This is a genomic window from Ructibacterium gallinarum, from assembly GCF_014982785.1.
Taxonomy (GTDB): domain Bacteria; phylum Bacillota; class Clostridia; order Monoglobales; family Monoglobaceae; genus Ructibacterium; species Ructibacterium gallinarum.
In genome coordinates, this window is record NZ_JADCKB010000005.1 from 58943 (window position 1) to 73299 (window position 14357).

The window sequence follows — 14357 nt, forward strand, 5'->3', positions numbered from 1 at the left end:
GTTTTATTTTCCTTTATTGGAAATATAATCTACCACTTTGTATTATATCACATTATACCGTAAAGTCAATACACAATATCTCTTTTATCCTACTTTCATGCTATAATTTTTACCAAAAAGAATAACATATCTTTATTCCCAGAACATTTTGTTTGTAAAAAAATAAGCGTATGAAACATCATACACTTATTCTTTCTAATAACGGAAATCATGCGTGCTTATACGGCATGGATCCTCACCGCAGTTTTCATCACCCCGTCCTTTTTCTTTTCAAACAACTCATAGGCTTTTTCAATCTCATCAAACCGGAAAGTGTGTGTAATCAACGGCGTAGTATCAATTCTCCCCTGTGCGATTAAATTTAAAATTTCTTCGCAGTTACAACCGTCTACTCCGCCAGTCTTAAAAGTCAAGTTTTTCCCATACATATCAGGCAAAGGAAGTATCTGCGGTTTATCATAAAGCGCTATCACCGTAACTATCGCATTCGGTCTTGCACATTCCCACGCCAAACGGAAAGATGCTTCTGTTCCTGCCGCTTCCAATACGACATCAGCACCGCCGTGATCCCCTGCTGCCGCTGTGATCTCTTTTACCATTTCAGGTACAGCCGTAAACACGCCAGGATAATGCTCCTTAACAAACCGAATCCTGTTTTCATCTTTTTCACACACAATAATTTTTTTGGGATTTTTTTGCATGACACATAAAAGAGTGCAAATCCCCGTTGGTCCCGCACCAAGGATCAAGACGGCATCCTCACTTTTGATCTCCGAAATTTTAGTCGCCCAAAAGCCGGTTGCCAAAATATCCCCTACAAACAGCGCCTGTTCGTCCGACACGAAATCCGGAATCAAATTCAGTCCCTGGTTGGCGTAAGGCACCCTGACATATTCGGCTTGTCCTCCATCAATTCTGCACCCTAGTGCCCAACCGCCGTTTGGGTCTGTACAGTTATTGACATAACCGTTTTTACAGAAAAAACATTTTCCGCAAAAGGTTTCCACATTTACTGTAACCCTGTCGCCGGGTTTCACCTTTGTCACTGCCGCACCGACTTCCTCAACAATACCCACCATTTCATGTCCCACCGTAACGCCAGGCACGGCACGCGGCACGGCTCCGTGTTTAATATGCAGGTCGCTGGAACAAATACTTGCCAAAGTCACTTTCACAATGGCGTCCTGTTCTTCTAACAGCTGCGGTCTGGGTTTTTCACGCATTTCAAACTTTCCTTTTTTGACATAGGTAAATGCTTTCATATTAAACCTCTTTTCCTTATAGCTTTTCTGAACAGTTCATTTTGTCTGGTACAAAAAGCATGTTTTTTCATGAGAATTCACAATGCCAACCGCCTGTAAATACGAATATACAATGGTTGTTCCCACAAATTTCATACCGCGTTTTATTAAGTCCGCAGAAATACGATCCGAAAGCTCGTTGTGGGTAAGATCCCGTTCAAAAATAGTTTCTCCATCCCAAAATTGTTTTAGATAGGCAATAAAACTCCCGTATTCATGGACCACAGCGTCAAAAATCACAGCATTATCCACTGCCGCCTTTATTTTTCTCCTATTGCGTATAATCCCCGGATCGCAGGCAAGCTTTTCCTGTTTTTCCGCGTCATAAGCCATGATCTTGGCTCTTTCAAAACCATCAAAGGCTCTGCGAAAGTTTTCACGTTTATTTAACACACACTCCCAAGATAAGCCTGCCTGAAAAGATTCCAGGATTAGCATTTCCAAAAGATATGTATCGTCAAACCGCGGCCTCCCCCACTCAGCATCGTGATACTGCATATACACTGGATTGTTTTCATTGCACCAAGCACACCGTTTCATTTTCCTACTCCCTGACATATCAGTTTTATTCACTCACATACGCCAGCAGATTTTTCAGCGCATTTTTATCTGTAAAATCTCCTTCGGTATCGCACAAATCCAACAAAAGCTTTTCCATCTCGGTAGGGTTTTCCTTACCGGATATGATTTTCTTCAATGTTTTTATCGCTGTTTTATGAACAAAGGAAAGTTCATTCATGAACATTCTGCCTGGGAAATGATACACTTTGATTTTAGAAAGGCTGTCGCCTTTAAAGTTTTTTTCCGCCACCAATTTATCATAGTATTCCCGGCAAGTCACCGGGGTCAGCCCAGTCGTATACACAATCAGCTTTTTCCCTTCCAGCAAAGAAAGATGCTTGGTAATCAGCCCTACTCCCGCAATCGATTCCGCATACAATCCTCCACCGTAAATAATGGTATCATACGGCAGCAAAACCTCTGCTTTCAGGTTTTTATTTTCTTTTATGTCACAGGAAAGCGATTCCGCAATCCACTGTGCATATTTTTTTGTGGCACCGTATTTTGATTGATAAACTACCACTGCATTCATATTTTCCCCTTCTTTCTTTAAAAACGAAAATATAAAAATGGATTATAGCTCTGGCTCACCAATGATGCGGTACAAAGCAAAAGCACCACTGCGCAGACCACTGTTTCTATCCAGCAATGTCTGGATCTTGCCGAAAGTTTAAAATACCACTGTTTCCAAACAGGAAGGCAAGCGGCAATCGCAATAAGCAGCAAAGGCAGATAAGAAAGCAGCATGCTTCGGGCATGTCCGCTCAGCACTCCTGCATCCATGGTAAACATCAACTGCAGATAAGATACCATATGTCCCAAGTCTTCAAAATAGAACAGTACCCATCCGATAAGTACAAAAAACAATGTATAAATATAACCGACCGCTTTGGGTAATTTTTTTAACCATTTTCCCAAAAACAGCTTTTCAAAGGCCAGCAGTACAAAATAATACAAACCCCACAAAATGAAGTTATAGCTGGCCCCGTGCCAAAGGCCGGTCAAAAACCACACAATCAACAAATTACACAAAGTCCGTCCCATACCTTTTCGGCTTCCGCCCAAAGGGATATATACATAATCCCGGAACCATGTACTTAAAGAAATATGCCATCTTCTCCAAAAATCCGTAATACTGACCGCGGTATAAGGATAATCAAAATTTTTCAGGAACCGAAAACCAAACATCTGTCCCAGTCCCCGTGCCATATCCGAATATCCCGCAAAGTCAAAATAAATTTGAAGCATAAATGCGGCGGCTCCCAGCCAAACGCCAAGCAATCCATTTTCCGAAGCCGACGGCCAAAGATTATCCCATAAAACTCCCATTTGATTAGCCAGAAGTACCTTCTTGGCAAGTCCAATCACAAACAGTCGTATTCCATCCGCAAATGCGTCAGGTGTCTCTTTTCTATCTTTCAACTGGTCTGCAATATCCCGATAGCGCACAATAGGTCCGGCAATCAACTGCGGAAAAAAGGAAACATATGTACCATAGGCTATCGGATTGTGCTGAGCCGGCGTATCCTCCCGATAAACATCAATCGTATAGGACATCGTTTGGAAAATGTAAAAAGAAATGCCAATGGGCAGGGTTATCCCAACCGATGGTAAACCTTCCAAGCCAGGAATGTTTCGCAAAATATTCAACAAAAAATCAGCATACTTATAAAAGCCAAGCATACCCAGGCTAACCACTACCGAAGCCGCCAAAAGGCCTTTTGCCATCCGTCTGCGGCTTCGGTATTTTTCAATCAGCCACCCCATTGTCCAACTGAAAAAAATAGCAAACAGCATTAAAAAAATCAACTGCGGCTCGCCCCAGCCATAAAAAACCAGATTCACCACAAATAAAAAGAAGTTTCTGTACTTGCGGGGCAGAAGATAATATCCTCCCAGCACCACCGGCAGATACAGAAACATAAAAATCAAACTGGAAAAATACACGTTTTCAGCCTCCGTTATTTGCTGTTATTGGACTGCCAAAGCGCTTCAATAGCAGCAGAAGCCTGTCCGCTGTCCTTGGAAACACAAAATACAACATAATTTCCTCTTCGCACGGTTACCGCATTTTCAAGTTTTGGTACCTCCTCTGGGCGATAAGAGGCATAGCTTGTCTTTTGACTTTCAATCCGGCTTTTTATTGCTTCTTCAATCTTCGTTGCAGCCGCCGCATCCTTTGCTTCCCAGACTGAAACCTCATCCACAACCGCAGCTGTCCCGGTATAAACAGCCATGTTTTTCACAGTGTCTTCCTCAACCTGATACAATTTCCGCGCAACGTCATTATCCATTTTTTCCAGCGGTTCATCAAATATATCCAAAGCCGTCAGCGTTTCCGCTGCGGCTTCCGTATCCAATGTTACATTTTGTCCGCCACAGCCGCCCATGACCAGCAGACACACCAACACTGAAATCAACACTATAATACTTCTCTTTTTCATAACTGGCTTTACTCCTCCGTAAACGTATCCCGCAGATAATCTACCCAAATCTGACAGTACTTTTGATTAAAATGCACACCGTCGCCGCCCACATCATCCGGCAGACAGCCATACTCATTGACCACTGCACTGTGCAAATCAGCATAGTACACCTGATTTTCTTCTGCAACACGACGAATCAATCCGTTGATATCCACAATATTTTCATTGGTTACACCAAAGCGAGCATTTTCAGATGCTTTGGCCGTAACCGGGGTAACCGATTGAACATATATTTTAACGTCAGGCATACTTGCCTTCACCTTTTGGATCAAATCACTGTATTTGCTTACAAACACCTCCGGCTCACGCCAACCAAGTTCATTTTCACCAAAAACCATAAATACCCGCTTGTATTGTTTTTGGCATACTGCGTCAGCTGCCGGAATATCTCCGTTGCGCGCCGGAAGCTCCATCACGGAATCTAAATTGAGCCCAACCCGCCCAAAAAAATCAGCCTCTTTTATAAGTCCACTATCTTCCAAATCATTGACAAATGAATTCCCGATAAAAGCAGTATTCTGAAAAAAATTCTCCTTTGTATCAGGCTCTTTGGTTATGGCAGGCACAGACGCCGTAGCAACAGTGTCTTCTGCCGGTTTCCTATGGAACAGATGGTACCCCCCAAAACAAAGTCCACCGGCCAGGAGGGCAAGAATAAAGCATACAATCACCCGATCCCTAATCTGGCGCCGTCTGCGCCGCCGTGCCCGGCGTTTGGCACGGTAACTCATTTCTTCTGATATATATCTTCCGGAACGCTTTCCGTTCCCGTATGTCCGCATTTTGCATTGACCCCTCTTCTGTCAAATTTCCATATTTCTTGTCGCTACTTGTAATGTTAGCACGCCCATAAGAGTTCGTCAAGACATTTTGCTATTTGTCAACAAATTGTTAATATACTTGTAAAATCGCTCCTATTTTTGCAGATATTTTCTGATTACATTCCGGGCAATCGGCCCTGCATTGGTACCACCAGCGCCCCCATCATATTCCAACAAAACCGCAACTGCGATCTGCGGGTTCTCCGCCGGCGCATAGCCAACAAACCAGGCGTGATCCTGATCGGTCTCATTTTCTGCCGTACCAGTTTTTCCCGCAACAGTAATCCCTGATATCTGACAGCTTTTCCCAGTTCCGTTGGCAACCACACCCTGCATCAGCGTATCCAAATATTCCGCACAACCCGCATCCATCACATCATACAAAACCGCCGGCTTTGTTTCAGACAGAGTTAAACCGGACGCCGTCGAAATCGTATCCACCAAATAAGGCTGCATCATCTTACCGCCGTTAGCTACTGCCGCCCCCATCATGGCCACATGAAGCGGTGTCATCAAAAGCTGCCCCTGCCCAATGGATACCAAAGCTGCATCCTGGGCTGTCATTTTTTTATACTGTATTTCACTTTTCTCTACAGGAATATCAAATCCAAATTCTTTCCCAACACCAAACCGCTCTGCTTCTTCCAGTACCTTTTCCGGCCCCATTTCATAACCTAAGGTACAAAAAGCATAGTTACTGGATACCTCAAAGGCTCGTTTTAAATCAATCTCCCCATAGGCGGCTTGTCCATAATTATCCACTGATAATCCATCCCGCTCAAATTTTCCATTATCCTGAAAAGTTTCGGTGATCCGGCCCGTTTCATATGCCGCGGCGGCCGTCGCTATTTTATAAGTAGAACCAGGCGGATACAGTCCTTGGGTTGCTCTTGCCAGCAATGGAGAATCTTCTCGCTCCACGATGGCATTCCAGTTTTTCTCCAAACTTTCGGCGCTGGGATCAAAATCCGGATAGCTGACCATAGCCAGCACTTTTCCCGTAGTAGGTTCCAGCGCCACCACCGCTCCTTCCCGGCCGTTTAGCTGGTCATAAGCATATTGCTGAAGATCATTGTCAATGGTTAAGGTTAAATCATATCCAGATCGAAGTTCATTAAAGCTGATGGCAATGTCTCCCTGTCCCAGGAGTTCTTTATCGTATTTCATCTCAAGCTGACTTTTCCCATAAACTTTCGAGCAATAACCGATCACATGGCTGTACAAACGTCCCTGCGGATATTTGCGGATACGTTCGTCACCACTTACTTCTGTTTCAGCCAGCACAACTCCATCCCGGTCATAAATAGTGCCCCGCTTTACAAATTTTTCATCTTCCCATTGCCGCTTATTATATGGATTGGTGGCCACTTCTTCTGCCTCAAACATATTAAAATAAAGCAGATAGGTAACCAACGACAGAAACATGACGCAAACCACTACCAAAACCCGTATGATCTTTTTATTTGGATTCATGGCCTGCACCTCCTGTTCCGCGCTCTTCTTTAGCAGAGATTGCCTGAATGATACCCAAAGAAGCGAAATTCACCACAATAGATGTTCCGCCATAACTTACGAAAGGCAAAGTAATACCTGTCAACGGAATCATTTTGATGACACCGCCCACAATAATGAAGGTTTGTACCGCAAACATCAGTGTCAGCCCCAGGCAGACCGCTTTATCAAATGGATCCTGTGCCGTAATGGAAATTTTAAAGCACCGATAAGCAATCAGGAAAAACAGAATAATAATTGCCGCACCGCCAAACACGCCCATTTCTTCACACACGGCTGCAAAAATAAAATCAGAATGCACTTCTGGAATGTAATTTGGTGAACCGTTGCCCAAGCCACGGCCGAAATAGCCGCCAGATGCAATGGCAAACAAAGATTGGGTAATTTGATACCCCTTGTCCGCAATATCCGACCAGGGATCCAGCCATGCGCTGACACGCACCTGAATATGGTATAAAAACTTATATCCCAGTAATGCTACAATGGCTGCCACACCCACATTACCAGCCAAAAATCCATAGCCTTTTTCATAGACATAGATCATAAAAATATAAATTGCAAACAATACCAAAATGGTTCCCCAGTCTCTTTGTAAAACCAAAAAACCAATGAAAAGATAAGTTCCCAGCATGGTCACCCACTTTGGCTTTAACCGCAGAAAGGGTTTATTCCAAGACCCGGAATAATAACAAGCAAGAAACATAATAAACAAGATTTTTGTGATTTCCGCGGGCTGGAAGCTAAAACCACCCAAAGAAATCCAGTTTTTAGACCCATTCACTACCTTACCAAATAAAAGCGTGGCCAAAAACAAACCCGTTCCCAGTGCCAGATACAAGAACCACATGCGATTCCAGAAGCGGATATTATAATACACCACATAAACTGTAAAAAAAGCTGCTCCGCCGATCGCTACCCACATAATTTGACGAATTCCATAATCAATTTTAATTCTGCAGAGCAAAAGTACACCAATGGTAATCAGCATACAAGCCATCAGCATAATAAACTTGTCCCCCATACGGCAAAGAACAATAATAGTATACATTAGTATAAATAGACCCAGTAATCCGGCTCCCACATATAGTATATTGGGATTATAGCTGTTTGCCACAAACAAAAGTCCAAAGCCAAACATATTCATCAGCATCAACAGATATGCCGGACGCCGGTAATTTAATCCTTTAAATTTTCCCATAGGACGCTCCTTTATAGCTCAAAAACAAAACGCAGGCCGCCAATCGAAATTTCATCCTGCGGATCCAGCATCACACGCTGGCGGATTCTTTGGCCATTGACTTCGGTTCCATTGCGGCTTCCCAAATCCTCCAGATACCATTCTCCCTTTTCAAACCAGATTCTTACATGCTGATTGGAAACATATTTTTCACGCAGTACAATATCACAAGTCTTGCTTCGTCCAATGACTGCCTCCCCATAAATCATATATCGATTTTTTAATTCTGTTTCAGCCTGGTTCTTACCGTGCAGGGTTTTCAGGCTGGCTGTCTCCACCCCGCTGACACTATTATTTTCAAAACGGCTCATTTTTTTCACATCCAGATAAATCAGCCGAATCACGCCAAAAATAAAAAGATAAATAATAAATGTAAATACATAACTTAAAATAGATGATAAAAAATTATAAAAAGTCAATTTCCTCACCTCCGCCGCATTTTGCAGACTCCATCTGCTTCTCCTCCTAGTCCTAATTACTCCTATTATACACAAGACGGTGCGGGAAATCAAGTCTTTTCCCCTGTACATAACATAAAAGGACGGAGCACCACGTAAGGCGCATCCGTCCCTTTGATTCTCTGCCGCAATTTCGTTCTTTTATTCAATGGTTTTTCCTAAAAAGCCAGCGGCAGTTTCTGCCAACTTGCTCTCCAGTTCTCCAAGTTTACTGGAAGAATCCGCAAGAAAAATAACCGAGCCAATACTATCCCCGTCAAAGACAATAGGAGCTACCACTCCTGCACCATACTGATCATTTTCATCTAAAATCCGTATCGTTTTATCCCCAGGGTTTGCTACAAAAACAGTTTTGGACGCCATCACTCTCTCCAAATCTCCTGATACTTTCTTTTCCCGAAGTTCTTTTTTGGGCACTCCGGAAACGGCAATTACATTGTCCTTGTCAGTAATACAGGCAGGAATACCTGCCGTTTTAGAAAGGGATTCTGCGTATTGACTGGCAAATTCACCCAGTTCACCAATGGGTGAATACTTTTTAAAAATAACCGTCCCATTGCTTTCGGTAAAAATTTCCAGTGGATCTCCTTCATGGATTCGCATAGTGCGGCGAATTTCTTTAGGTATGACAATACGACCAAGGTCGTCAATTCTTCTAACGATTCCTGTTGCTTTCATATATCTTCCTCCAAATTGCAAATTATTATTACAAAAAGTATTATTTGCAATGCGGTGAATTTTATCCATTTAATTCACAGTTTCAAGAAAGATTTTGTATATATTGATCATCTTAGCGAACTTGTTTTACAAAACGATATCTGCCACGAAAAAACGGCACAGCATTTGCTGCACCGTTTCTTTCCAGCAAGCATGGCTCATATACCACTAACCTGCCATCACCGTTCCCCCGCTTTGATTCATTTGATAAGACTGCACGCTGTTTCCACAAGCTGCAGCTGCAAACGCCAAAATCAAAACTGCCAAAAGAATGATAAAGCGTTTCACAAAATCTCCCCCTCAAATATTTCGAAACCACTCTGTGCTGTTTCTTATTATAACCAAGTACTGAAGCGCTTGTCAATAGCAAAATATGTAAATTCTTTGTTGTAAAACAACTGTAAAATGAATGTAAACTTTAAGTTTTATCCTTACTCAGCATCACCAATAGGATTCCTCCTTCACGGAAGGAAATCTGAGCAATATCTTCCTGTGCAAACTCATTACAAGAGGCCTGCACCTTTCCACAATCTAAGTACATATGATCGGCTTCATATTTCAGTCCACGAATACAAAAATCCTCCACTGGACCACCATACGGAAAAAAAGAGACATATTTCTTTTCGGTACGTTCGAGAAAAAAAGAATGATCTATCATCCAGATCTCATTCTGTCCATTGACCATTTTGACTTCTGCTCCCCGCCGCAATGCATACAGCAAAAGGCAAAAATGCGAAAATTCATGATCCAATCTTCCTCCAATTCCACCAAAAAGCCAAATTTGCGTACAGCCCAGTGAAAGAGCATAATCTAAACACAAATTAGTATCCGTTGCATCTTTTTCGGGTGGATAAACGAACTGTGCCACCGAGGAAGGATATGGCTCTTTTGAAGAATCACAGTCGCCGATCACAACATCCGGAGTAATTCCCAGTCTTCTGGCATGACGTAATCCTCCGTCTGCGCAAATAACCAGAAACTGTTCTCTCTCAGCAGCAGGCCAAACACTGTCATCATCCATCTCTCCACTGCAAAAAATCGCCGCTTTTTTCATACCTTCCGCACCGCCTTCTCCGCATTATCACGAAGTCGAGTAATTGCTTCACCCAAATCTTCCGCACCAAACACAGCCGAACCTGCCACCAGGACATCTGCACCGGCCGCCGCAGGAGCATTGATATTTTCATCACAAATGCCACCGTCTACTTCTATGTGTAAAACCGGATTTTCTTTATCGGCCAACTGCCGTAATGCAGCAATTTTATCAGTCACCGCATCTATGTATTTTTGACCGCCAAACCCCGGCTCCACGCTCATCACCAAAACAACTTCAAAATCAGCCAGAAGCCCCTTAACCGTCTCCACCTTTGTTGCGGGCTTTATAGAAACACCGGCATGAATACCCCGAGCATGGATTTGTGCCGCAAGCCCACGCAACGCTTCTCGGTCTTTCGCCGCCTCGGCATGAACCGTAATCAAATCTGCTCCTGCGTTTGCAAAAGCATCAATATATTTTTCCGGCTGATCTAGCATAAGATGCACATCAAAATACAATTTGCTCCAAGGCCTGAGTTGTTTGACCGTCTGGGGCGAAAAACTAAAGTTAGGAACAAAATGCCCGTCCATAATATCTATGTGCAGCCAGTCAGCACCTGCCTGCTGTGCCACACAAACCGCTTCGCCCAGCCGTGCCGTATCTGCCGCCAAAATAGACGGCGCAATTTTTATTTTCATATTCTCCCTCATTTCCATGGCTTTGCCTCCCGGATCTCCTGCACAAGACGACAGTAGCTTTCATGCCGTTGCTGCGAAATTTTCCCTTCCCGCAGCGCTTCCAGCACACAGCATCCCTTTTCCACTGTATGGCTGCAATCTCGAAACTGGCATCCGTCTATAAATGGTGCAAATTCCCGAAATAACGCTGCACAATCCTGAGGGTTAAGCAAGGAAAAGTCCAGTGTACCAAATCCCGGTGTATCAATAATATATCCGCCGCCGGGAAGTGCCGCCAATTCACTATGTCGTGTGGTATGCCGACCCCGATCTACTCTTCCGCTTACTGCGCCGGTTTCAAAACTTTCCTTTTCCAGCACCTGGTTGAGCAGGCTGGATTTTCCTACACCGGAATTTCCAGCAAAAACCGTCACCTGATCCTTGAGTTTTTTCCGCAGCTGCGAAATATTCCATCCAGTTTCTGCGCTGAGACGCAGGGTGTCAAAGCCCGCTTTCTCATAAATCTCTATATAAACACTACCTTCATCTAAATCCGTTTTGTTCCAACAGATCAACGGCTGTATTTGGGCATATTCCGCAGAAGCAATCAGCTTATCAAGCAAATACAAATTGGGTGCAGGATTGGATGTAGATACAACAACTGCCATCTGGGTTACATTTGCAACCGGCGGGCGTATCAGTACATTTTTTCTTGGCTCCACTGCATCTACCGTACCAGTCATTGACTCCACATCACCCAAAACCGTCACCACATCTCCCACCAGTGGGGTAAGTCCCTCTTTTCGGAAAATGCCCCGGGCACGACATTCAAACATACCTTCGGCGGTATCTACATAGTAGAAACCGCCGATTCCTTTCGTAATTCTTCCCTGTAACTGTTTCATAAGCCGCCTCAATCACCAATACCCGGTGCAGTATTGGTATTTCCTCCACCAGTTCCGCTTCCGGATTCTTCACTTTCCGTTCCGCCGTTTCCAGAGCCGCTACCTCCTGTCTGCCCAGAACCGCCACTGGTTTCAGGCGTTTTGGTAGGCGCCACCGTTTTTTCTGGCCTTTGTGTTGGTCTCTCTGTCCTATCCGGAGTTTCCGTCACGGTACTTTCCGGTTTTTTGGTTGCAGAAGGGGTATTGGTTGGCTTTGTACTTGCAGAAGCAGAAGGTTTCTCATCCTCTGAGCCCTTGCTTACATACAACGTCACCAAACCTCCCGGCGAAACAGCTGTGCCTGCCGCCGGATCCTGTGCCATAACAGTATCTTTGGCTTCCGAATCACTGTATTTTTCAATAATGTTTACCTGGAAACCGCTTTCTTTTAAAGCATTGCTGGCTTCCGTAATATTTTTCCCTACATAATTTTCCAAATTCACCGCTGTATTGCCCGCACTGACCACTACATAAATAATAATATCTTCTCTTTTCTGTACTTTGGTACCGGCTTCCGGGCTCTGTTCCAAAATAGCGCCCGCGGCTTTATCACTGGGTTTTTCCGATTTTTTGACAATACTAAACGTATCCTTATACTGATGTTGTGCTTTTTCCAGATCCATATCCACCAGTTTCGGTATTTCCACTGTTTCTCCGCCTTTTAAGAAGTCCAGCCCCCCTGTCACGCCAGCAAACACAGCGCCCAAGCCCGCAACCACCAAAATCGCAGTCAAAATTGCAATCATGGTTACTCTGCGTTCTTTTTTCTTCTGTTCACGCCGGGCGCGTTTTTCATCAATTTCTCTCAGTTTTCTCTCCTCCACTGCCTGATCAACTTTCTGGGCATAATCCGCATACCCTCCAGTTTCGTTGCGGCTTTTTTTCTGATTATTTTCCGGATGATTCTTCCGGTAATGCTCAATATCATTCTCGCCAATACTGGGCATTTTCATGGTGGTGTCCATATCCTCGCCATCCTGAATGTCTGAACGCTCCTGACTTTCCATTTGGTAGTCAGGATTGATCAACACGCGGTTTAGATCCTTTAAAAATGCCTCTGCACTGGGATAACGTACATTTTGTTCCTTGTTCATAGCCCGAAGGGTAATCTTTTCCATTGCCTCTGGAATATCCGGATTCAATTCCCTCAGCGGGGTAGGCGACTCCTGAATATGCTTAATCGCAACCGCAACCGGGCTGTCATCGTTAAACGGCAAACGTCCGGTAAGCATTTCATACAAAACCACACCCAAGGAATAAATATCTGTACGCTCGTCCGTATATCCGCCCCGGGCCTGCTCCGGCGACAGATAATGCACGGTACCAATCGCATTGTTTCCCATGGTCATGGTAGCTTGCGTTGTAGCCCGGGCAATTCCGAAATCTGTTACCTTCAGCACCCCATCCGGTGTCATAATAATATTCTGTGGTTTAATATCTCTGTGAATGACATGATTTTTATGGGCCGCTTCCAGGCCTTCACAGATCTGTGCTGCAAAGCCTGCCGCTTCACGCCATGGGAGCCTACCTTTTTCGGCTATGTACTCCTTCAGCGTAATCCCTTCCACATATTCCATAACGATATAATAAAGACCATTCTCAAATCCCACATCATAAATGGAAACCACATGTGGATTAGATATTCCTGCCGCCGCCTGTGCCTCTACATTGAAACGGTGCACAAATTCTTTGTCATCCTTGAACTCTTCCTTCAGAACCTTAATTGCCACATATCGATTTAAAACATTGCACCAGGCTTTATAGACCTGAGCCATTCCGCCTTTGCCAATTTCTTCCCGAATTTCATAGCGGCCGGCCAATACTTTTCCAACTAAGTCCATTTTTATCCCTCCTGTATGAATCGGATACAAATTACCGTAACATTATCATTGCCGCCATACTTCTTTGCTGTTTCAATCAACTGTGTCACTGTATGTTCGGCATCATCACCCTGTTCTAAAATTTCTAGAATCTCTGCATCTTCCACCATGGTACTCAATCCATCGCTGCAAAGAAGCAGGCAGTCACCGGGCATACAGTCATATTCAAAAATATCCGGTTCTGTCACGGGATCGGTTCCAACTGCACGGGTAATAATATTTTTCTGTGGATGAACACGGGCTTCTTCCCGGGTGATGGATCCATTTGCTACCATCTCTTCCACCACAGAATGATCCCGCGTAATCTGCACCAAAGCATGATCACGGCAGGCATAAGCCCTGCTGTCACCTACATTGGCGATATAGGTCTCTCTTTCACAGATACAGGCCGCAACTAATGTTGCACCCATTCCCCGTTGGTTCTGATTTTCCATTGCCATATTATAAATTTTTTTATTTGCAGAATGCACAGCCTGATTCAAGCATTTTGGAAGACTAACCTCACTCTCGTGAGGTATATATTCCATTAATTCTTCCGCCACAAACTGAACTGTCCGCTGGCTGGCTACTTCGCCGGCATTGTGTCCTCCCATACCGTCAGAAAGAACACAAAACCCCGGAGCACGGTTTTGCTCAAATCCATAAACACAAAAACTATCCTCGTTTAATTCTCGTACACAGCCTACATCACTCGCCCCGTAAACATCTAATTGCAAGCAAAGCACCT

At 44.1% G+C, this 14357-nt stretch carries 15 protein-coding genes; all 15 read right to left on the minus strand.

The window, feature by feature from the left end:
- Positions 1 to 218 precede the first annotated feature (218 nt).
- Entirely contained in the window at positions 219 to 1262 is a 1044-nt protein-coding gene (locus INF28_RS03535) for an alcohol dehydrogenase (RefSeq protein ID WP_226392094.1), read from the minus strand.
- Between the two features lie 36 nt (positions 1263 to 1298).
- A complete protein-coding gene (locus INF28_RS03540; protein ID WP_226392095.1) occupies positions 1299 to 1841 on the minus strand; it encodes a DNA-3-methyladenine glycosylase I in 543 nt (180 codons plus the stop codon).
- Between the two features lie 25 nt (positions 1842 to 1866).
- The gene (locus tag INF28_RS03545) at positions 1867 to 2394 is read right to left on the minus strand and encodes a flavodoxin domain-containing protein (RefSeq protein ID WP_226392096.1); all 528 of its coding nucleotides are present in this window, start codon (positions 2392 to 2394) and stop codon (positions 1867 to 1869) included.
- A gap of 17 nt (positions 2395 to 2411) precedes the next feature.
- The gene (locus INF28_RS03550; RefSeq protein WP_226392097.1) at positions 2412 to 3809 is read right to left on the minus strand and encodes an MBOAT family O-acyltransferase; all 1398 of its coding nucleotides are present in this window, start codon (positions 3807 to 3809) and stop codon (positions 2412 to 2414) included.
- Positions 3810 to 3823: 14 nt separating this feature from the next.
- Positions 3824 to 4306, minus strand: coding sequence for a DUF4358 domain-containing protein (locus INF28_RS03555; RefSeq protein WP_226392098.1), 483 nt, complete (start codon positions 4304 to 4306; stop codon positions 3824 to 3826).
- A gap of 8 nt (positions 4307 to 4314) precedes the next feature.
- Positions 4315 to 5130: a GDSL-type esterase/lipase family protein gene (locus tag INF28_RS03560; protein WP_226392099.1), complete on the minus strand. Its 816-nt coding sequence runs from the start codon at positions 5128 to 5130 to the stop codon at positions 4315 to 4317.
- A gap of 132 nt (positions 5131 to 5262) precedes the next feature.
- Positions 5263 to 6642: a peptidoglycan D,D-transpeptidase FtsI family protein gene (locus INF28_RS03565; protein ID WP_226392100.1), complete on the minus strand. Its 1380-nt coding sequence runs from the start codon at positions 6640 to 6642 to the stop codon at positions 5263 to 5265.
- On the minus strand, positions 6629 to 7879 hold the full coding sequence (locus INF28_RS03570; RefSeq protein ID WP_226392101.1) for an FtsW/RodA/SpoVE family cell cycle protein: 1251 nt from the start codon (positions 7877 to 7879) through the stop codon (positions 6629 to 6631). The genes INF28_RS03565 and INF28_RS03570 overlap by 14 nt, the downstream gene beginning before the upstream one ends.
- 11 nt (positions 7880 to 7890) lie before the next feature.
- The gene (locus INF28_RS03575; RefSeq protein ID WP_226392102.1) at positions 7891 to 8337 is read right to left on the minus strand and encodes an FHA domain-containing protein; all 447 of its coding nucleotides are present in this window, start codon (positions 8335 to 8337) and stop codon (positions 7891 to 7893) included.
- A 180-nt stretch (positions 8338 to 8517) separates the two neighbouring features.
- The gene (locus INF28_RS03580) at positions 8518 to 9054 is read right to left on the minus strand and encodes a stage V sporulation T C-terminal domain-containing protein (RefSeq protein ID WP_226392103.1); all 537 of its coding nucleotides are present in this window, start codon (positions 9052 to 9054) and stop codon (positions 8518 to 8520) included.
- A gap of 457 nt (positions 9055 to 9511) precedes the next feature.
- Entirely contained in the window at positions 9512 to 10147 is a 636-nt protein-coding gene (locus tag INF28_RS03585) for a thiamine diphosphokinase (protein WP_226392104.1), read from the minus strand.
- Entirely contained in the window at positions 10144 to 10845 is a 702-nt protein-coding gene (gene rpe, locus INF28_RS03590) for a ribulose-phosphate 3-epimerase (RefSeq protein WP_226392105.1), read from the minus strand. The genes INF28_RS03585 and rpe overlap by 4 nt, the downstream gene beginning before the upstream one ends.
- On the minus strand, positions 10836 to 11711 hold the full coding sequence (gene rsgA / locus INF28_RS03595; protein WP_226392106.1) for a ribosome small subunit-dependent GTPase A: 876 nt from the start codon (positions 11709 to 11711) through the stop codon (positions 10836 to 10838). The genes rpe and rsgA overlap by 10 nt, the downstream gene beginning before the upstream one ends.
- Positions 11712 to 11719: 8 nt before the next feature.
- On the minus strand, positions 11720 to 13591 hold the full coding sequence (gene pknB / locus INF28_RS03600; protein ID WP_226392107.1) for a Stk1 family PASTA domain-containing Ser/Thr kinase: 1872 nt from the start codon (positions 13589 to 13591) through the stop codon (positions 11720 to 11722).
- 2 nt (positions 13592 to 13593) lie between these two features.
- On the minus strand, positions 13594 to 14346 hold the full coding sequence (locus INF28_RS03605; RefSeq protein ID WP_226392108.1) for a Stp1/IreP family PP2C-type Ser/Thr phosphatase: 753 nt from the start codon (positions 14344 to 14346) through the stop codon (positions 13594 to 13596).
- Between the last annotated feature and the right edge of the window lie 11 nt (positions 14347 to 14357).

Excerpts from the sequence above, each read along its gene's own strand:
- INF28_RS03535 (WP_226392094.1), bottom strand. The coding sequence starts at position 1,262 with ATGAAAGCATTTACCTATGTCAAAAAAGGAAAGTTTGAAATGCGTGAA.
- INF28_RS03540 (WP_226392095.1), bottom strand. The coding sequence starts at position 1,841 with ATGAAACGGTGTGCTTGGTGCAATGAAAACAATCCAGTGTATATGCAG.
- INF28_RS03545 (WP_226392096.1), bottom strand. The coding sequence starts at position 2,394 with ATGAATGCAGTGGTAGTTTATCAATCAAAATACGGTGCCACAAAAAAA.
- INF28_RS03555 (WP_226392098.1), bottom strand. The coding sequence starts at position 4,306 with ATGAAAAAGAGAAGTATTATAGTGTTGATTTCAGTGTTGGTGTGTCTG.
- INF28_RS03560 (WP_226392099.1), bottom strand. The coding sequence starts at position 5,130 with ATGCGGACATACGGGAACGGAAAGCGTTCCGGAAGATATATATCAGAA.
- INF28_RS03565 (WP_226392100.1), bottom strand. The coding sequence starts at position 6,642 with ATGAATCCAAATAAAAAGATCATACGGGTTTTGGTAGTGGTTTGCGTC.
- INF28_RS03570 (WP_226392101.1), bottom strand. The coding sequence starts at position 7,879 with ATGGGAAAATTTAAAGGATTAAATTACCGGCGTCCGGCATATCTGTTG.
- INF28_RS03580 (WP_226392103.1), bottom strand. The coding sequence starts at position 9,054 with ATGAAAGCAACAGGAATCGTTAGAAGAATTGACGACCTTGGTCGTATT.
- INF28_RS03585 (WP_226392104.1), bottom strand. The coding sequence starts at position 10,147 with ATGAAAAAAGCGGCGATTTTTTGCAGTGGAGAGATGGATGATGACAGT.
- rpe (WP_226392105.1), bottom strand. The coding sequence starts at position 10,845 with ATGGAAATGAGGGAGAATATGAAAATAAAAATTGCGCCGTCTATTTTG.
- rsgA (WP_226392106.1), bottom strand. The coding sequence starts at position 11,711 with ATGAAACAGTTACAGGGAAGAATTACGAAAGGAATCGGCGGTTTCTAC.
- pknB (WP_226392107.1), bottom strand. The coding sequence starts at position 13,591 with ATGGACTTAGTTGGAAAAGTATTGGCCGGCCGCTATGAAATTCGGGAA.